Origin of the sequence: Paenibacillus sp. FSL H8-0457, assembly GCF_038051935.1 — a bacterium.
GTDB classification, from domain to species: Bacteria; Bacillota; Bacilli; order Paenibacillales; family Paenibacillaceae; genus Paenibacillus_AQ; species Paenibacillus_AQ lautus_A.
In genome coordinates this window covers 4067631-4086118 of the sequence record NZ_CP150293.1, presented here as the reverse complement: position 1 = coordinate 4086118, position 18488 = coordinate 4067631, and the positions used below count along the sequence as shown (strand labels likewise).

The following is an 18488-nucleotide window of genomic DNA, read 5'->3' as shown; positions in this document are numbered from 1 at the left end:
ACTCAAAAAGTCGCGTAATACGCGGCTTTTTCGATTCAAGAACAATAAAGCTATCATTTCATGGCGGCCAGTCTTTGTGATTGATCGCCTTTGCCATGTTGATAGGGCAGGTGTAATTTGGATGGCTCTTTATAGCTATTCTTAATATTCGAACACCTTCATACAATTTATGGACGAGCGATCCCATGAACGAGCGCCGGAGGTGAGCGAATATGAAACTGGAGCAATTACAAGTAAGTGGTATGACATGCGCGGCTTGTGCAACCCGAATTGAAAAAGCGCTTCGCAAGGAGAAGGGGGTTCAAGCTGTTCATGTCAGTTTGGCTTTGTCTCGGGCTACCGTTCACTACGAACCGAGGGAAATTGGAATGCAGGCGATCACCGCCAAAATTGCAAAGCTCGGCTATAAGGCAACGGGCAAGCTCTCGCATCCCCAAGCAGGAATAGAAGCCGAAACTCGCGCCTATCGCACCCGGTTCGCGATCGCTGCGTGTTTGTCCATTCCGCTTTTGTGGGCGATGCTGGCCCATATTTTCATGTGGTTTCAACCATGGACGCCGAATTTATTCATGGAGCCCATGTTTCAATTCCTGATTGCGACGTTTCTTCAGTTTGGCGTGGGCTATCCATTTTATTACGGCGCTTATCAAGCCTTCATCCATCGCAGCGCAAACATGGATACCTTGGTTGCCATCAGCACGTCCGTTGCTTACTTCTACAGCCACTACGCGATGTTTCATGCCGCACACGATGCCTCTCACCCCACCCTGTATTTCGATACGATTGCCATGATTATGACCGTGGTTTTGTTAGGCAAGTGGCTGGAGACCATTGCCAAGGGAAAAGCGCTGAAACAACTGAGTGCCTTATACTCGCTTCAGGTGAAGCTGGTTCGGGTGTTGCGACAGCATGGCGAAGAATGGATTACGGCAGATCAGGCACAAACAGGGGACCGCATTATGGTGAAGAGCGGAGAATGGATATCCGTTGACGGTGTGGTTCATTCGGGAACGGCGGATGCGGATGAATCGATGATGACAGGCGAAAGCACGGCGGTGACCAAATGCAGCGGAGACCGCGTATATGCCGGAACCCGTTGTTTGGTCGGGAGTCTGCATATCATGGTCGATAAGAAGCATAAGGAAACCCGACTTTCCCAGATGATTGCACTGATCGAAGCCGCGCAGCAGAGCAAACCGGCCATTCAAAGAACGGTTGACCGCATTGCGGCGGTTTTTGTACCGGTTATGCTGGGCTGTGCGGCGGTAACATTTGCAGGATGGCTATTGTTTTCCCATGGCCCTGATCTCTCTGAAACCGCAATGCGTCACGCGTTATCTGTTTTACTGGTCGCTTGCCCTTGTGCGCTTGGACTGGCAACCCCGATTTCCATCCTGATTGCAACCGGATCATCTGCCCAAAAGGGCATTCTGTTCAAAGAGGCGCGCTCCTTGGAAAGGTTGCGGCAAATCGATGTCGTATTGCTGGATAAGACGGGAACGCTGACCGAAGGCTTGCCGCAGCTTGTTGCCATCCAAACGGCTGGACAACGTGACGCAGACGTACTTCGCCTGACCTCGGCTCTAGCTTCTCTGTCCATGCATCCACTGGCGCAAGCCATTGTGAAAGCGGCGAAAGACCAACAGGTCCCCATTCCGGAAGCAGCCTCGTTCCACGAACGGCCGGGAAAGGGAATGGAAGGCGATGTGGAAGGAAACAACGTATGCGTGGGGAACCGGAAATGGCTGGAGGAAATGGGCATTCGCTTTTCGGAGGAAAAGAGGTTTGGATTACATCAGGAAGCGGCCTCCGGTCATATAAGACTTTATATAGCCATGAACGGGACATGGATCGGTACGTTTGATATGGCTGACAAACTCAGACGGGATGCGCGAGGCGTCGTGCATGAGCTGAAGCAAAAAGCCGAAGTGTGGATGGTAACTGGCGATGAGGAGCGAACAGCGCTGACCGTGGCTGCCGCGACAGGCATTGAGCTGGTACGCGCCGGCATGCTTCCTGAACAAAAGCTTGCGTTCATACGCGAGCTTCAGCAGCAAGGTCGTTCCGTGGCCATGGTCGGCGACGGCATCAATGATGCGGCTGCGCTGGCCGCCGCCGATGTCGGCATCGCCATGGGCGGTGGAACGGATGCAGCCAAACAGGCAGGAGACGTCGTCCTGATCGGAAGCAGGCTATCCCGAATTCCGGAAGCCTACACCTGGAGTCGTTATACGATGCGGAATGTTCATCAGAATCTAGTCTTTGCACTATTATATAACGTCCTGACCGTACCTTTGGCTGCATTCGGTTATTTGGACCCGCGCATTGCATGTATTGGAATGGCGGCAAGCTCGCTGCTCGTTGTCGGTAACTCGCTGCGGCTCCAGCTGTGGGGAAAACGGGGGGCGAGAGCATGGCCTTGACCGGAAGCGGATTACCGTTAGTGGCATTGGCAGGATTAATGGGGGCGCCGCATTGTCTGGTCATGTGCGGGGGAATCGTTTCTTCTCTGGCACTTGGAAACCAAGGCTCTCCGCTGAAATCCGTATTGGCCTACAATGCGGGCAGAGTTATCACCTATATGGCCATTGGCGGTTTTATGGGAGTGGTGGGCTCCTTCCTGGATGTGGCCGGCAGCTTTGTCGGTTTCCAAGGAGCAGCCAGCATCATTGGAGGAATGCTCATTCTGCTCTGGACCTTTCGCCGCTACACATTGCCCATATATAACGCTCATCTGCCGAGACATCCCTTTTTTCAAGCGAAACTGGCACGGCTTGGTCAGCGTTATGAGATGCTTGCGACTTTTTTAACCGGCATTCTGCTTGGTTTTCTTCCATGCGGCTTGACTTACGCGATGCAGATGAATGCAGCGGCATCCGGTTCCGGCCTGGAAGGTATTATGATTATGCTGGTGTTTGGACTTGCGACATTTCCGATCTTGTTCGTGGTGGCGATGTCTGCCGGCAGCCTGACGAAAAAATGGCGCAGGGGCATGCGCAAATTCGGCGGATTTTTAGCTTTCCTGATGGGAATCCTGTCTATTTTAAAAGGACTAAGCGCCAATGGATGGATACCGGGCATTCACCCGTGGCTATGGTAACAGGGGCTCAGCGAACTTTGAACAACGTCCTTACTTTGACATGGCGATCTTCCCAACGCAGAACGGCTTCGGCCTCCCAGAGGCCTTGCATCACAGGGATTGCCGTCGCGCTGTAAACGCCTGGCTTGGATTCGACGACCTTTGCGGGGAACACGCCGCAAAACATATCCGGCATCGCGATGTGAAGTTCAACGTCAGCATCGGTAATCGGCTTCTCGGGAAGCTCGGTCACGAAGAGCTCAAAAACGGTTTCCTGCATGGGTTCAGCAGCAGACGAAACGGTTTGGATTTCCATACGCAGCTGTCCATCGGTATAAAGATCCTCCGTTGGAGTACGATCCTGAACCTGTCGAAACATCAGGATGGCCGCGATCGTGCAGATCAGCAGCAGAGCAATCCCCCATCTGGTCTTCATTCTATCCCTTCCTTCACCTGAATGCATAAGTTTCCCTCATAGGTATGTAACAAAAGCTCAGAACATGCAAAGTGGGTATTCTTCAATGGAGTGTACAAACCATAAAAGATTTTGTCCCTATCAGCGGCAAAATCTTTTTTTTATTCGCTGGTTTACTTGATACGTTAACATGATGTGTCCATTCGCAGAACAAGCTGGCCAGAGCAGCTTATAGCCCAAAGGAGCCATTTTATTATATTTATAATTAAGCGAAAATGAGAAATGTCATCAGCTCGAAGGAAGTGTGGGACCGAGTCGCAGACCATAAGATACATTCATTTCGATATGATGTCGAAACACCAATAGAAGGGACGAAGTTTGAAACCATGAACAAAACCGGAGTCTGGTTGTTTTTTGCATGGACGGTCGCCACAGTGGCCACTAGCGGAAGTTTGTTTCTAAGTGAAGTTTGGCATTTTACGCCTTGCGTCTTATGCTGGTACCAAAGGATTTTCATGTATCCGTTAGTCATTGTGCTGGGAATCGCAGCGTACCGGCAAAAGACAGATATCGTCCCGTACGTCCTGCCACTGATCCTCATTGGGGGAGGGATATCGACATACCATATCATCATCCAAAAACTTCCGCACGATCTGAGCGCGGCGGCATGCGGGCCGGTGTCCTGTATGGACGACTACTTGAATTGGTTCGGTTGGTTGACCATCCCGATGCTGGCACTCGCAGCATTTATACTCATAACCTTTGCATTGTTACAGGCTAAGCGTTCGCAGAAACAAGAAGCCGCTCAAGCATGAATTTGTAACATCAACAGGTGGATGGTTATCCGTCATCACAAATAGAATTGTAGTTGTAAGAACCCCGTTTCTTGATCCGCTCATGGGCTAGAAATGGGGTTCTTTTTCGGTTATATGCCACTGCCGCGAATACCATGTATCGTCTGACAATGCAATGGCTCGAACGAGTGGTTTTCTTGTTTTTCACCGAGATGTCAGAAAGATTCGATCCTTTCATGAACGGAGCGCTGATGTGATTCAATTGTGATCATGCTTCGTTATAATAGCCTTTGAATATCGGGTAAGTATAGGTTAGGGTCTGACCCGATTCGAATGAATTGCGTTTGAAAGGAGACATTCTGGCATGGTCGTAGATACGGTGCTGTGGAGCAGATGGTTAACAGGGTTAACCTTGGCATTTCATGTCATATTCGCCACGGTCGGCGTCGGTGTTCCATTAATGATTGCAATTGCCGAATTCGTCGGCATAAGAAAGAAGGATGCGCACTACATTCTGATGGCCAAGAGATGGACGAGAGGATTTGTCATTTCCGTGGCCGTCGGCGTTGTAACCGGAACGGCGATTGCCCTGCAGCTGGCATTGGTATGGCCGAACTTTATGCAGTTGGCAGGAAACGTGATCGCTCTTCCATTATTCATGGAGGTTTTTGCTTTCTTTTTTGAAGCCATTTTCCTCGGCATTTATTTGTACACGTGGGATCGCTTCCGCAATCCGTATGTTCACTGGCTGCTAACGTTACCCATTGTAGCCGGCGCAAGCATGTCCGCATTTTTTATCACGTCGGTGAACGGTTTTATGAATCAGCCTGACGGCTTTGTTATGGAAGCCGGTCACTTTACGGCGGTTGATCCGCTGCAGGCGATGTTTAATGCAGCAACGCCCTCCAAGGTGTTCCATGTATTATCCTCGGCCTACTTGACGGGGGCAGCCCTGCTGGCGGGCATTGCGGCTTATATTATCCTCAGAAAAGGAGCGTCGGCGTATTACAAAAAAGCGTTGAAGCTGATGATGGGCGCGGTGCTGGTCTTCAGTTTGCTGACCACTATTGCCGGCGATATGTCCGCAAAGTTTTTGGCGGAGCATCAACCGGAGAAGCTGGCGGCCGCAGAGTGGCATTTTGAAACGGAACGCGGCGCGGATTTGATCCTGTTGGGATGGCTGAACGCCGAGCAGAAGGTCATGGGGGCTCTTCACATTCCGAAGGCGCTCAGCTTCCTGGCCTTTGGCGACTTTAATGCCGAGGTGAAGGGGCTGGAGGAGTTTCCGCTCGATGAGCGACCTCCGCTGCTCGTGCATTATTTGTTTGATATGATGGCCGGCATCGGCTTTGTGATGCTCGGCGTTGCGTTCTTGTATTTCTTGTTCGTGATGTGGAAGAAACGGAACGAGCTCAACAAGTGGCTGCTTCGGGCCATTGTTCTTAGCGCGCCGCTGGCGTTCTTAGGGGTAGAGCTGGGCTGGTTCTATGCCGAAGTCGGTAGACAGCCGTGGATTATCCGCGGATACATGCGGGTTGAGGAAGCTGCCACCTCCTCGCCGAATGTGAGGGTTCTCTTTTTCCTTTTCCTCCTTCTGTATATCGTGCTGGGCGTCATGTGTATTTTTGTGCTGCGGCGCTTATTCCGTAACAAGCCGGCAGAAGCCGAGCTTGAAGAACTGTCCAAAGAGAAGCAAATTCATTCCATGGAAAAAGGGTGAGCCGTTATGATCAGTTACGAGTTGATAGGCATCTCCGTGCTTTGGCTGTTTTTGTACGGCTATTTGATCGTGGCCTCCATCGATTACGGCGCCGGATTTTTTGCCTTCTATGCCCGCTTGACGAAGCAGGACCATCTGCTCAATCGTTTGATCTCTCGTTATTTGTCGCCGGTCTGGGAGATCACGAATGTGTTCTTTGTCTTTTTCTTCGTTGGCATCGTCGGTTTTTTTCCCGATACGGCCTATTATTATGGTTCTGCGCTGCTTGTGCCGGGAAGCATCGCCGTCATTCTGCTGGCCATTCGCGGGTCCTTTTACGCGTTTGAGAACTACGGCTCCAAAGAAAACATCGTGTATCTGTTTTTATACGGGGCCACGGGATTGCTGATCCCGGCATCGTTGTCGGTGGCACTGACCCTTTCCGAGGGCGGCTTTATCGTGGAGGAAGGCGGGGCCGTTTCTTTAGAGTACTTGTCGCTGATGACAAGCCCGTTGTCGTGGAGCATCGTCGCATTGGCCATTGTATCGGTGCTGTTTATCAGTGGTTCGTTCTTGTCTTATTACGCTTCCCGGGCGGACGACCAGCCTGCGCTCAAGCTGATGCGGACCTATGCCCTGTTCTGGAGCATGCCAACCATCATTGCCGCGCTAACGGCATTCATTTATCTCTCTCAACATAATGAGCGGCATTTTCAAAACATGATGGACTTATGGTGGCTGCTGGCGCTTTCCGTTGGTTTTTTCATGATATCCGTATGGCTTCTATACAGCGGGCGGCGCTACGGACTGGCCTTTATTTGCGTGATGCTTCAGTTTTTCTGTGCTTTTTTTGCTTATGGCATCGGACAATATCCGTATATTCTGGATCCGTATATTACCATTCAAAGCGGTGCCACGCATGAGTCGATGGGCGTTGCGCTGGTGATCGCCTTTATCGGCGGACTGTGTCTGCTGATTCCGTCCCTTATCCTGGTCTTCAGGCTATTCCTGTTTGATGCGGATTATGTAAAAGGCAAAAAATAAACCGATGCGTTGTGAAATCACATACAGAGGTCGGCCTTAAAGGAGGGGCGTCATCATGAAGAAAAAAACGGGACTGATCTCCCAGCAAATGTCGGCGCAAAGAAAACCCCTTGTTCTCCTGGGGGGCGTGTCGCTTGCGCTCGGTGCCGCCATCGTGGGCCAGGCCGTGCTGCTCGCGGAATCGGTGGAGAAGATATTTGTGCAGCGTGCTTCGTTGTCGTCGGTTGCCGTCATTCTTGTTATTCTGCTGGGCGTCATGGCTGCGCGTACGCTGCTGTCGTATGGCAATGGACGAATCGGTTTGAAGATGGCTGCCCGGGCCAAAACGGATATGCGGGCGGCCGTGCTGCGAAAGCTGACCAAGGCTTCCATGCCGATGGCGCTTCGCGGGCAAACAGGCGGAAAGGTGAGCGTGGCGCTGGATGCCGTGGATGAGGCGGACAGTTATTTCAGCCAGTATGTGCCGCGAATGATGGAAGCTGCCATCATTCCTATTTTAATCTTAGCCGTTGTATTTACGCAGCATATGAATTCCGGGTTCATTATGCTGGTTACCGCTCCCTTTATCCCGATATTCATGGTATTGGTGGGGCTCAAAACGAAGAACAAATCGGAGGAGAAATTCGCGCAGTTGGCCGAATTTTCCGGCACGTTTCTCGACTCTCTGCAAGGACTCGTATCGCTGAAACTCTTCGGCCGTGCTCGCCATCATCAGCAGGACATCGAACGCAGCAGCCTGGGGTACCGGGATGCGACGATGGACATTTTGCGAATTGCGTTCACCAACACCTTCATGCTGGAATCCATCGTCATGCTCGGCATTGGTATCGTTGCGCTTGAGCTGGCGCTTCAGCTCCTGGTCTTCAAATCGCTTTCCTTCCACACCGCCTTTTTGATCCTGCTGCTGGTGCCCGAGTTTTACAGTTTGTTAAAAAACACGGGAACCGCCTTTCACGGGGGCCGCACCAGTATGGGGGCGATCCGTAAGGTGGAAGAGATGCTTGAGGAAACTCAGGATGAAGAAGCGGCAACCTCTCGACGTGAGGGTACTGATCATAGGGAGGGAACAGGCGAGTTAGATTGGACGACTGCAGTGGACAAGCCAGGGACAGCCGGTGGGGGGTTCATTCAAATGCCCCCGACCATCGAGCTGAGGGACATCCGGTTTCAGTATGCGCCGGATTCCTTCGAGCTTGCGGTGGGTTCCGCATCGTTTGGACCAGGGGAGCATATTGCGATTGTCGGTAAAAGCGGATCCGGCAAAACAACCTTGCTGCATCTCGTGGCCGGGCTGCTGAAGCCGGTATCAGGTGAAGTGCTGGTGAACGGAAGGGCACTTAATTCAGACGATGAGGCTCCATGGTTTGATCATGTCAGCTACATTACCCAGCATCCATATATCTTTGCCGGCACGTTTGCCGAGAATATTGCGATTGGCGCGGGCAGGGATGTCTCTAGAAATGACGTCGAGCAGGCGGCTGAAGCTGCCGGACTTGCTGCGGTTGCAGCCGAGCTCGAGCAGGGCTATGACACCTTCGTCGGCGAAGGGGGCAGGGGGTTGTCAGGCGGCGAGAAGCAGCGGCTTGCGCTGGCGCGCGCTTTTTTGAAGCGGCCTGCCGTCATTTTGTTTGATGAGCCCACGGTGGGATTGGATCTCCACACCGAACGCGTGCTGCAGCTGTCCATTGCCGAGCTTGCAAGCCAAGCGACCATGATTACCGTTGCGCACCGCTTGTATACGATAAAAGATGCCGACAAGATCCTGTTTATGGACAACGGAGCCCTGCTTGGCTGCGGGCGCCATGAAGAGCTTCTTGTTCGGCTGCCGCAATATGCCGAAATGGTGGATGCCCATCGGAAAGGGAGGTTCGCATGAATGAGCTGGCAATTCTAACAAAAGCGATGATTGAGGAACGCAAGGATATTGCCATGGCCATCATCGGCGGATTCGTGGCAGGCATCGCAGGTGTATGTCTCTTTTCACTTAGCGGATATCTCATTTCGCAGACGGTATTTGCTCCGCCGCTTTATACCTTGATTGTGTTGACGTCTCTGGTGAAAATCCTCGGTCTGCTGCGGGCGGCCAGCCGCTATGCAGAACGTTTGTATTCCCATCGGGCGACGTTTTCTCTGCTCAGCCGTTTGCGCACGTCTTTTTTTGCCAAGCTTGTTCCGTTAACGCCAGGGATACTGGGCAAGAAGCGGAGCGGTGAGCTGCTCGCGCGGATCGTAGGGGATGTAGAAAGCTTGCAGCATTATTTTTTGCGCGTTGCTTATCCGCCTATCATCGTTGTTATGGTGTTTTTGGCGACGGTGTTGTTTACTTCCGCTTTCTCGATCTGGATTGCCTGTTTGTTTGTGGCGGGGATGCTGGCAACGGCTTTTGTGGTTCCAGCGCTGGTATTGCTTGGACAGAGAAGAATTCATGGTCGCGTTCGCCGGCAGCGGGCCGCATTTTCCACGGAAGTGACCGAACTGCTCTACGGGTTCCGTGATTTAAAAGTATATGGGCAGCTGAAGCAGCGAGAGAAGCTGCTTCAGCATGCCTCGGCAGTTTTATCAGCGGAGCAGCAGGCATCTGCCGTGCACCTGCTGCGAGGGCAATCGCTGCATACTTTTGTGACGTATCTCATTTCTTGGGGCGTGCTGATTCTCGGTGCTTATCTGATTATGGACGGCTCCCTTGCCGGCGTGTTTCTCGCCATGCTGGTCATGGCTTCGCTTACGGTGTTCGAAGAGGCGGCGCCAATGGCCACGCTGCCGGCTTATAAGCAGGACAGCGAGCACGCGGCCAAGCGGCTCGCGGAAATCGTTCATGCTGCCGATGTGATGTCGCCGCAGCCGAGCGGCATTCTACCCGTCAACGAAGCCGTTTCGGTGGAGCTGCGCGGGGTTTCGTTCCAATATGAAGACGAATGGCGTCCTGCACTCCAAAACGTATCCCTCCATTTTCCCGCTGGTTCCAAAACGGCCATTGTCGGGCCGAGCGGGTCAGGGAAATCAACGATCGTCGAATTGCTGCTCAAGCTGCGTACCCCGACAAGCGGTGAGATTCGTTTGCATGATGTTTCGATTCAGGAATTGGATGAAGCGAGCATTTGGCAAGCGTCGAATGTAGTGCTTCAGCACAGTCATTTCTTCCGGGGAACCATTCGAGACAACCTGCTGCTGGATGCCGAACATCACGACGACCATGAGTTGTCCGCTATACTGGATAAAGTCCAACTGCCGAATCAATCTCTGGACGCTGCGGTATATGAGAAGGGCGAGAACTTGTCCGACGGAGAAAAGCAACGGCTGGCCTTGGCGCGTGCCATGCTCCGGAAAGGGCGTTTGTGGCTTTTGGACGAACCGACGTCTTCACTGGATTACATCACCGAGCAGCGCGTTTTCAGTCAATTGCTGGCGCAAGCGCAGGATGATACGCTTATTCTCATATGCCATCGGCTGACCGGCTTGGAAGAAATGGACCGGATCGTGGTCATGGTTCAAGGCAGAATCATGGAAGCAGGCACGTATTCGCAGCTGATGGAGCAAAAGGGCTACTTCTATGAGATGAAACAAATTGAGCGGCAAATGATAGGCGAAGCCTGATCTTGCCATTGAAGTGTCGGGTGAATTTCTACCTTCGCGTCACCGACATATAAGACAAGCAAAATTGATCAACTCCAATTCACTAAGTAAACATCAGAAGCACAGCCGATTTTCCTCCGGAGGAAGATCGGCTGTATAACCTTAACGGAGATTTGATTTCAGACGATTGGTGGAATAGGCGAGCATTTTTTATGAGCGGCTATGTTCAAGCTATGTTGCCAGCGGCAGTGTGCCAACCGCAGATTAATCAAAAAAGGGCATTGCAAATGGGGGATGAATCATATATTATGGATAACGTAGATCCGTAATTAACTTTTTGTCAGTATGCTGAAACGGGAAGAAATATACTTCTCGTGCGCGACAATTATGGATATTTAATATCCATAATTGTAATACCATGCACCATAAACCATAACGGAAAGCGAGAGGGATGTCTTGAACGATTTTTTTAATGAAGCCATATGGGAACAAGCTTGGAAGGAACATGGCGACAGCGTCATCAACAAAATGAAAAAAGCCGGAATCGAACCGGCCCGAGCATTTGATCATAAGGCCCGGACCTTCAATAAGCAATCATTTAATGAAGAAGGGAGAAAAAGGACTTCGCGCATCATGAACTGGCTTGAAGGGCAAGGCGTCCGATTCGATAATGCCTCCGTTCTGGATATCGGGGCCGCTTCGGGCGTGTTTTCGGTTCCGTTTGCGGAGCGCGGGGCGGATGTAACGGCCGTGGAGTCTTCGCTGCCATTGATCGATCTGCTGAAAGAGAATATAACAAATTTTCCACAGGATCAGGTGAAGATCGTTCCCGAACGTTTTGAAGATATTGACGTACAGGCCAAAGGATGGAGCCAGGCGTTCGATCTCGTTTTTCTCTCGATGTGCCCGGTCATCGTGGATTGGCAGAGCGTGGAGAAGGTACTGCAATGCGCCCGGGAGTTTTGTTATATCAGTATGCCCGCAGGTTCCACCGAGATCAGCCTGATGAATGAAATCTGGCCGCTCATCACCGATCAGCCTTACCGATCGAAACACATGGAATTTGGGTATTTGCTTCACCTGCTGTATCTTAAAGGATATTCCTACGAGTCCCTTGTGACGCGGGAAACGAAAACGACGGAAGTCTCAAGCGAAGCTGCGCTGCAGGAAATCATGAACTGGCTTCGCGGTCATGGTCAAGTCCCAGATGATCAGAAGCGGAAATTGATAACGGATTATTTGGAGCAAGCGTATCCGTCCGGAAAAGTCACCATCCGGCAGAGTGGGCGTTACGGCAAGGTATTGATTCGATTGCAGGATGAAAGCATGTACTCGGGAAACGGACTTAAGGCATTATCCTGATAAGTATTCCAATAACAATCTTTCCCGGCTCAACCAACCATTCTTGAACCTGCCGGGGATCGGATGATATGGTAGTAGAGCGTGAACCAACGATCCGGGAGAGGCGGGAAGATGTATGAAACTGAAATTTACACAAGTGAAAACGGCCGAAGAAATCGCAGAGGTTGCCAGACTGGCGGCAGACATTTGGCGCGAATATTACGTATCCATCATTTCTATGGAGCAGATCGAATACATGATCGGCAAATATCAAGCTGTCCCGGCGATTACGGATCAGATCCGGCATCAGGACTACGAATATTACTTGATCCATTCGGCAGACTCCTCCACCGTCGGTTATATGTCGGTCAGACAAGAAGAGGACAAGCTCTTCCTGAGCAAGTTTTACATTAGCAGGGAGCACCGCGGACGCGGCTATGCCAGTCAAGCGATGGCATTCCTGGAAGAGCTGTGTAAAGACCGAAGCTTAAGCCATATTTGGCTGACGGTCAATCGACATAATGAATCCAGTATCGCCGTATATGAGAAAAAAGGCTATCGGACCGTGAGGGAACAAATCGCGGATATCGGGAATGGATTCGTGATGGACGATTATATTATGGAAAAGGAAATTTCGGTTTCATAAGGTGCACGGCTTAATATCCATGCTAAAAAAAAACGATGCAACCCAAGCCCATTCGCTTGGGTTGCTTTTATAAAGGGGATGGCTAGCCTGATTTTCAAGATAGCAATCCATAAGAAACCCATTCTTGGTTGTTTTGCTATGATTGAAAAAAAGGAGTTGATTGAGGATGACAGTCAAACTTACCCCTTATTTAAATATGGAAGGGAATGCAAGGGAAGCTATCCGCTTCTATGAACAAGCTTTAGATGCCGAAGTCCTTTCCATCATTACTTACGGAGACATGCCGGAAATGCCGAACACATACACGGATGCATTAAATCAGCTTGTCGCACATGCGAAGCTGCGGATTGGCGAAGCTGAACTCATGTTCTCGGATGCACCGACCGGCACCTCGATTCCGAAAGGCAAACAGGTCACCATCTGCATTTCAACGAACAGCGTGGAGACATCCAAACGATTTTTTGAAGCCTTGGAGCAAGAGGGTCAAGTGAATATGCCGTTCGAGGAAGCCCCTTTTAGCCCAGGCTTTGGCGATGTAACCGATAAATTCGGCGTGACCTTCCAGATTTATACTGAGGATTAATGCCTTTTCATGAACTGCGAAACTGACTTTAAGTACTAAACCTAGTCCGTTACCAAGGCTGGGTTTACTGCTTTTTACAGAGTATCGCTTGTGTGGGGAAGACATCCGCCTCTATAACTTTGATATAATGCTGCGAGTGGTTTTACACGGACAGAATGTGAGGTGTTTGCATGGACAACAAATATTTAGACCGCATCAAGGGCGGACTATACGGGGTGGCCGTGGGCGACGCTTTGGGTGGGACGACGGAGTTTATGAGTACGCGGGAGATCGAAGCACAGTACGGTTATTTGACGGAAATCATCGGCGGCGGGGTCTGGAATCTGGAACCGGGAGAAGTGACCGACGATACGATGATGACGCTTTGCGTCGCGGCAGGCATAATCGAGAATCCTGCAGAGCCGATGGAAGCGATCGGGCGTTTCTTTATGGAATGGTATCAATCGCGTCCCAAAGACATCGGGAATATCATCCGTCATGTTTTTCAAACCTACGAGGGGGATTGGCTCGAAGCGGCTTTTGTTGCGCATATGGATATGGGGCAAAGCGGCGGGAATGGATCCCTCATGCGCTGCCTGCCGGCGGCTCTGGCCTATAAGGATCCGGCGGACATGGAACGAGTGACGATTCTGCAGTCGAGGATGACGCATTACGATCCAAGGTGCGCCGATGCCTGCCTCATGTACAACCGAATCGCGCGGCGCCTTTTACAGGGTGAAAACTTAAGGGTTGCCGTCATGGGCGAGGTGGCGGGAAGCGAATACGAACACATGATTGAAGCCGAGCCCGATTGTCCGGCAAGCGGTTTTGTGGTGCATACCTTCCGCTGGGTGCTGCATATTTTGCTCAACACATCCGATTTTGCAGGAGTCGTACAGAAGGCGGCCAATCTAGGGAATGATTCCGATACGATCGGCGCTATCGCCGGCGGGCTGGCAGGTATTTACTACGGGTATGAAGACATACCAGCCCGATATGCGGAAGCGATCCTCATCAAAGATCGGCTCGACAGGACGGTTTCGCAGCTGTATACGTTGAAAACGTCTTAATATGTCTGTCTCGAAGTGACGATTGCTGAACAGTTACCGAATGAAGGACATTCGATATCACGCGCCATGCTTTTTATAATCTCGGATAATGACATCCATCACGTGCTTCCCCCAATTCGAGGCTTCCGAGCCACGCTCGTTCCAAGCGAAGGTGATGAGTGCTTTCCACAAGGCCCATCCTCGTGCGCGATGAACGGTGTTATCATCAAAATTCATGCGGTTTAGGAAAATCCGGCGACTGTCGTCGTCAAAAAAGTTCCATGCCATCACGAGGTCGCTTGAAGGATCGCCGACACCCATAGTCCCGAAGTCGATAACGCCGCACAGCCGTCCATCCTTTACGAGCAGATTGCCTACCGCCACATCGCCGTGCAGCCACATCGGTGCGGATTGATATTTTGTCGTAAGGGAGAGTTCCCAAATTTCCGTTAAAAGCGATTGATCGTTTTCGTCGGAAAGCGTTTCGATGATGGATCTAGTCTCATTGTCGTAGACGGCAAGGTTTCCTCCGCGATGAAAATTTTGGATGCCCGCCGGCACGCCGCCGCTTGCGTCAATCGCCTGCAGCTCCTTCAAAAATGCAGCGAGGTCTTCGGCAAATTCGTTAACATCCCGAATGTTGGCATGCGATACGGTTTCGCCTTCAATCCAGCGATTGATCGACCATGGAAGAGGATACTCTTCCGTAGGCTCTCCTTTTGCAACCGGAGCCGGAATGGGCAAGGACAAATGGGGTTTGAAGACCGGGAGCCATGTCAGCTCTTTCTCGACAGCTGAAGCGTAGCGATCGTGACTTGGCAGACGAACGGTCATATCGTTACCCAGCCGATAGGTACGATTATCGTGTCCGCTTTTTTCCACTGGGGTGATGGTTAAATCCTTCCATTGGGGGAATTGACTATGGATTAACCGGCGTACAAGTTCGGTGGTAATTTCAATCATACGTTCAACGCCTCCTGGGGTGAATTTTTAATAAAAGCTGCAGTTGGTTTATTCAATACACACCGTTTCAGATTCTGGATTCCGTTGGCATCCATTCACCGAAGCTGCCGATTGATGCAATCAAGCTTACGGAGTTTATTCAACGAGCTGGCGTGGTACCATCATTATAATTCCCGATTCCGAACGGGTACAAGGGAGAGAATGGATATAAAAAAAAGCTGGAATTGAACGAAATTTAGCGGGACTACATAAGTAAAAATTCAGTCTTAAGTAGGAGGTGAACGATGATGCGGTCCGTATAATTAGATCATGAAAGGAGAGTCATTCCATTACACAAGAATGCATTTTCATTGACAAATTGGAGGTAGAAAAGATTGACTAGGCACGATAAAAGAACCCAAGCACCAAGCCTGCTTCGCAATCGGTTCCTGCAGACGATTTTATTATCTAGCGTGCTCCTGCAGATCGGGATCTGGGTACGTAATTTTGCGATTCTCCTGTACGTTGCGGATCGAACGAATAATGATCCATATGCGATCTCGTTAATCAGCGTAGCAGAATTCGCTCCTATTTTTGTTTTTTCGTTCATCGGAGGTACATTTGCCGACCGTTGGCGGCCTAAGCGAACAATGATCTGGTGCGACTTGTTATCCGCGGTATCGGTATTCGTTGTCCTTCTGACCATACATTACGGTTCTTGGCATTCCGTCTACCTCGTTGCGTTTATCTCGGCTATCCTTTCACAATTCTCGCAGCCGTCAAGCATGCGTTTGTTTAAGTATCATGTGGCAGAAGAACAACTGCAGCAAGGGATGGCTTTATTCCAATCGTTGATGGCCATCTTCATGGTGCTCGGCCCTATGCTTGGCACCTTCGTTTACAGCACGTTCGGCCTTGAAACATCGATTGCGATCATGGGCGCGGTATTTCTGCTGTCCGCACTCGTCCTTGTTCGTCTGCCGGAGGATAATATGAAGCCGCAGACCATCGCCGCTAAAGGCCAGTTCCGTAGAGATTTCGTTGAGGGCTTCCGCTATGTGTGGCAAAGCCAGGTGCTGCGAATGCTTGGACTCGCGTTTGTTCTCGCGGGACTCGCGGTTGGCGTAGCTCAAGCCCTCAACCTGTTTATCGTAACCGAGCGGCTGGGCAGGAGCGAGGAGTTCCTGCAATATCTGCTGATGGTGAATGGTGCAGCCATGCTGATCGGCGGCGGGATCGTAGCCGTCTTTGCGAAGCGGGTACCGCCGCAATTACTTCTTGCCATAGGCATGCTGTCTGGCGCCGTCTGCACGACAATTGTCGGGTATTCGACGAGCATTCCGCTGACACTGACGGTTCAATTTCTAAATGGGCTTGTGTTCCCTTGCATTCATATCGGGATCAGCACGATGATTCTGAAATGGTCCAATGCTTCCATCGTCGGACGGGTGAACGGGGTTTTGAATCCGATGTTCGTTGGCATGATGGTCATTTCGATGTCTTTCGCCGGCGCGTTAAAGGATGCCTTCTCACTGAGCACGATCTATAGCGGGGCAGGACTATTATTTCTTCTTGGCTCACTGGTCATGGTGCCGATCATGAATCAAAAAGCGCCGGATCACGGACATCTTGCACAACAAACCTAAGCTTTAACATTTTCATGCGGAAGAACCGGCCAGGATCATGGCCGGTTTTTTTTCGACATCTTGTGTTCAGCAATACAAATCAAACTTATTCCATATTCATGTAATTGTGGAAAACCTATCATGAAGATGTTAAGCTGATAATGACTGCTACTTTATGAAAGGGGGACCTCATGAATGTTCCTCATGACAATCATGTTGTATGTAATCATCTTCATTTGCGGCTACGTTTGGATCAAAAAAAAGCTGAAGGTATCCTCCACGTCAGACGGACTGCTATATAAGCATATCAATCGATTTCATTTAATTGGAGAGCTCATCCTTGTAGTCGCTGCCCTCATTGCCATTTTCGTTATGAGATATGTATTGGAATGGAGAGTGTGGGCTCATCAGGATATTATTCTTGTTGTTGCTATTCTGCATGCGTTCCGTTCCCTTGTAGAAAGACGCTATATGAAGGATACCAAACAACATTTCCTCAGTGCTTATGCAAGTGTTAGCGGTTTACTGCTCTTTATTGGCCTGGAGCTATTTGCATAACAAGACAAGAAGAACGGAATCCGCTAAACTACTATGGTCGCGCTGTTTGATAGGATAAGATTAAACATGTCTAGAAAGCCGTGGAAACCGCGGCTTTTTTTGTTTTAACGATGTACGTCAGCAAATTTGCTTTAACCATATCTATGTATGTTATCATAGTAATAATTAATATAAAGTTGAGCCTGATACTTGGAGGGAATACTCATTAGTAACGTTACCCTGAATGAAGCGATGATCATGTTAAAGAAGACGAGCCGGACTTTTTATATACCCATAAGTTATTTGGAACTGGGATTAAAGGAGGCTGTTACATCTGCCTATCTATGCATGAGGGCAATTGACGAAATCGAGGACCATAAAGAACTCGCGGACGAATTGAAAGTGAAACTGCTGCTGGGCATTCATGATATATTCAAATCCGAGGATATGATGGTAACCCAAACACAACATTTGCTCTCACCTTACCAAGAAATATTACCGGACGTTACGATGCAGATCGATGACTGGGCGCTTCTTTGTCCGTCATCCGGCGCCCCGATCGTAAATCGTTACATCGCGAAGATGTCGTTACATATGGCGCAGTGGGTTCAAAGCGGGTGGAATATCCACACGGAAGAGGATTTGGACAGATATACTTATAGCGTGGCTGGGATGGTTGGAGAAATGTTATCCGAGCTTTGGCTCTGGCATGACGGGACGCAGTCTGATTCAACCAAAGCAATTGCCTTCGGAAGAGGACTGCAAGCGGTAAATATCCTTCGCAATAGAGAAGAGGATCTTCATCGCGGCGTCGACTTCTACCCGGATGGTTGGGGATTTAAGGAGATGCAGCAATACACACGCCGAAATTTACAAATTGCCGATTCATATATTGCCGATTTGAAGGATGGTCCAGCATTGAAATTTTGCAAAATCCCATTATCCTTAGCTCATGCCACGGTAAATCTCATATCTGCTGGCGGAAGCAAATTAACGAGGGATGCCGTACTGAAAATCGTGAATCGCGTAACCGGCTAATCGCATTGTTCATATGTATACCGGGTATGATAGTAACTTATTCACAGGCAAGTGAATGAACTGCAAGAAATCCGAAAGATCCATATTGAGAAGGCAGCCGATGCGTAATCGGCTGCTTTTTTGTTAAGTACTATTAAATTCCCT

At 50.2% G+C, this 18488-nt stretch carries 16 protein-coding genes; 14 read left to right on the top strand and 2 right to left on the bottom strand.

Features of this window, described 5'->3' with window-relative positions:
* Positions 1-212 precede the first annotated feature (212 nt).
* The gene (locus MHI43_RS17935) at positions 213-2423 is read left to right on the top strand and encodes a cation-translocating P-type ATPase (RefSeq protein ID WP_036660770.1); all 2211 of its coding nucleotides are present in this window, start codon (positions 213-215) and stop codon (positions 2421-2423) included.
* Positions 2414-3100 carry a sulfite exporter TauE/SafE family protein gene (locus MHI43_RS17930; protein ID WP_036660768.1) on the top strand — a complete coding sequence of 229 codons (687 nt, stop codon included), beginning with the start codon at positions 2414-2416 and terminating at the stop codon, positions 3098-3100. Before MHI43_RS17935 ends, MHI43_RS17930 begins: the two co-directional genes overlap by 10 nt.
* Before the next feature lie 7 nt (positions 3101-3107).
* Here the strand turns inward: MHI43_RS17930 and MHI43_RS17925 are convergent, their stop codons facing one another.
* A complete protein-coding gene (locus MHI43_RS17925; protein WP_036660766.1) occupies positions 3108-3515 on the bottom strand; it encodes a FixH family protein in 408 nt (135 codons plus the stop codon).
* 365 nt (positions 3516-3880) lie between these two features.
* Here MHI43_RS17925 and MHI43_RS17920 point away from each other — a divergent pair, with 365 nt between their 5' ends.
* From MHI43_RS17920 to MHI43_RS17880, 9 genes are all read left to right on the top strand, one after another.
* Complete coding sequence (locus MHI43_RS17920; RefSeq protein WP_036661023.1) at positions 3881-4309, top strand: disulfide oxidoreductase; 429 nt, start codon at positions 3881-3883, stop codon at positions 4307-4309.
* A 343-nt stretch (positions 4310-4652) separates the two neighbouring features.
* Positions 4653-6008, top strand: coding sequence for a cytochrome ubiquinol oxidase subunit I (locus tag MHI43_RS17915; RefSeq protein ID WP_036660765.1), 1356 nt, complete (start codon positions 4653-4655; stop codon positions 6006-6008).
* Between the two features lie 6 nt (positions 6009-6014).
* A complete protein-coding gene (locus MHI43_RS17910; RefSeq protein WP_009592515.1) occupies positions 6015-7031 on the top strand; it encodes a cytochrome d ubiquinol oxidase subunit II in 1017 nt (338 codons plus the stop codon).
* Positions 7032-7086: 55 nt separating this feature from the next.
* Complete coding sequence (gene cydD / locus MHI43_RS17905) at positions 7087-8907, top strand: thiol reductant ABC exporter subunit CydD (protein WP_036660764.1); 1821 nt, start codon at positions 7087-7089, stop codon at positions 8905-8907.
* Positions 8904-10625 (top strand): thiol reductant ABC exporter subunit CydC, encoded by a 1722-nt coding sequence (cydC, locus tag MHI43_RS17900; protein ID WP_036660763.1) that lies wholly within the window; start codon positions 8904-8906, stop codon positions 10623-10625. Before cydD ends, cydC begins: the two co-directional genes overlap by 4 nt.
* Positions 10626-11060: 435 nt before the next feature.
* Positions 11061-11966, top strand: coding sequence for a class I SAM-dependent methyltransferase (locus tag MHI43_RS17895; RefSeq protein WP_036660762.1), 906 nt, complete (start codon positions 11061-11063; stop codon positions 11964-11966).
* 115 nt (positions 11967-12081) lie between these two features.
* Entirely contained in the window at positions 12082-12591 is a 510-nt protein-coding gene (locus MHI43_RS17890; protein ID WP_036660760.1) for a GNAT family N-acetyltransferase, read from the top strand.
* 166 nt (positions 12592-12757) lie between these two features.
* Positions 12758-13174 carry a VOC family protein gene (locus tag MHI43_RS17885; RefSeq protein WP_036660759.1) on the top strand — a complete coding sequence of 139 codons (417 nt, stop codon included), beginning with the start codon at positions 12758-12760 and terminating at the stop codon, positions 13172-13174.
* A 170-nt stretch (positions 13175-13344) separates the two neighbouring features.
* Complete coding sequence (locus tag MHI43_RS17880) at positions 13345-14223, top strand: ADP-ribosylglycohydrolase family protein (protein WP_036660758.1); 879 nt, start codon at positions 13345-13347, stop codon at positions 14221-14223.
* 57 nt (positions 14224-14280) lie between these two features.
* Here MHI43_RS17880 and MHI43_RS17875 read toward each other — a convergent pair whose 3' ends face one another.
* Positions 14281-15165, bottom strand: a complete 885-nt coding sequence (locus MHI43_RS17875) for an aminoglycoside phosphotransferase family protein (protein WP_036660757.1) — start codon at positions 15163-15165, stop codon at positions 14281-14283.
* Between the two features lie 374 nt (positions 15166-15539).
* Here MHI43_RS17875 and MHI43_RS17870 point away from each other — a divergent pair, with 374 nt between their 5' ends.
* From MHI43_RS17870 to MHI43_RS17860, 3 genes are all read left to right on the top strand, one after another.
* The gene (locus MHI43_RS17870) at positions 15540-16790 is read left to right on the top strand and encodes an MFS transporter (protein ID WP_036660756.1); all 1251 of its coding nucleotides are present in this window, start codon (positions 15540-15542) and stop codon (positions 16788-16790) included.
* 174 nt (positions 16791-16964) lie between these two features.
* Positions 16965-17327, top strand: a complete 363-nt coding sequence (locus tag MHI43_RS17865) for a DUF4181 domain-containing protein (protein ID WP_036660754.1) — start codon at positions 16965-16967, stop codon at positions 17325-17327.
* 189 nt (positions 17328-17516) lie between these two features.
* Positions 17517-18344, top strand: coding sequence for a phytoene/squalene synthase family protein (locus tag MHI43_RS17860; RefSeq protein ID WP_081746266.1), 828 nt, complete (start codon positions 17517-17519; stop codon positions 18342-18344).
* The last annotated feature ends 144 nt before the right edge of the window (positions 18345-18488 follow it).

What these genes read in the sequence shown, in the direction of transcription:
- MHI43_RS17935 (WP_036660770.1), top strand. Translation starts at nt 213, where the DNA reads ATGAAACTGGAGCAATTACAAGTAAGTGGTATGACATGCGCGGCTTGT.
- MHI43_RS17930 (WP_036660768.1), top strand. Translation starts at nt 2,414, where the DNA reads ATGGCCTTGACCGGAAGCGGATTACCGTTAGTGGCATTGGCAGGATTA.
- MHI43_RS17925 (WP_036660766.1), bottom strand. Translation starts at nt 3,515, where the DNA reads ATGAAGACCAGATGGGGGATTGCTCTGCTGCTGATCTGCACGATCGCG.
- MHI43_RS17920 (WP_036661023.1), top strand. Translation starts at nt 3,881, where the DNA reads ATGAACAAAACCGGAGTCTGGTTGTTTTTTGCATGGACGGTCGCCACA.
- MHI43_RS17915 (WP_036660765.1), top strand. Translation starts at nt 4,653, where the DNA reads ATGGTCGTAGATACGGTGCTGTGGAGCAGATGGTTAACAGGGTTAACC.
- MHI43_RS17910 (WP_009592515.1), top strand. Translation starts at nt 6,015, where the DNA reads ATGATCAGTTACGAGTTGATAGGCATCTCCGTGCTTTGGCTGTTTTTG.
- cydD (WP_036660764.1), top strand. Translation starts at nt 7,087, where the DNA reads ATGAAGAAAAAAACGGGACTGATCTCCCAGCAAATGTCGGCGCAAAGA.
- cydC (WP_036660763.1), top strand. Translation starts at nt 8,904, where the DNA reads ATGAATGAGCTGGCAATTCTAACAAAAGCGATGATTGAGGAACGCAAG.
- MHI43_RS17890 (WP_036660760.1), top strand. Translation starts at nt 12,082, where the DNA reads ATGAAACTGAAATTTACACAAGTGAAAACGGCCGAAGAAATCGCAGAG.
- MHI43_RS17885 (WP_036660759.1), top strand. Translation starts at nt 12,758, where the DNA reads ATGACAGTCAAACTTACCCCTTATTTAAATATGGAAGGGAATGCAAGG.
- MHI43_RS17880 (WP_036660758.1), top strand. Translation starts at nt 13,345, where the DNA reads ATGGACAACAAATATTTAGACCGCATCAAGGGCGGACTATACGGGGTG.
- MHI43_RS17875 (WP_036660757.1), bottom strand. Translation starts at nt 15,165, where the DNA reads ATGATTGAAATTACCACCGAACTTGTACGCCGGTTAATCCATAGTCAA.
- MHI43_RS17865 (WP_036660754.1), top strand. Translation starts at nt 16,965, where the DNA reads ATGTTCCTCATGACAATCATGTTGTATGTAATCATCTTCATTTGCGGC.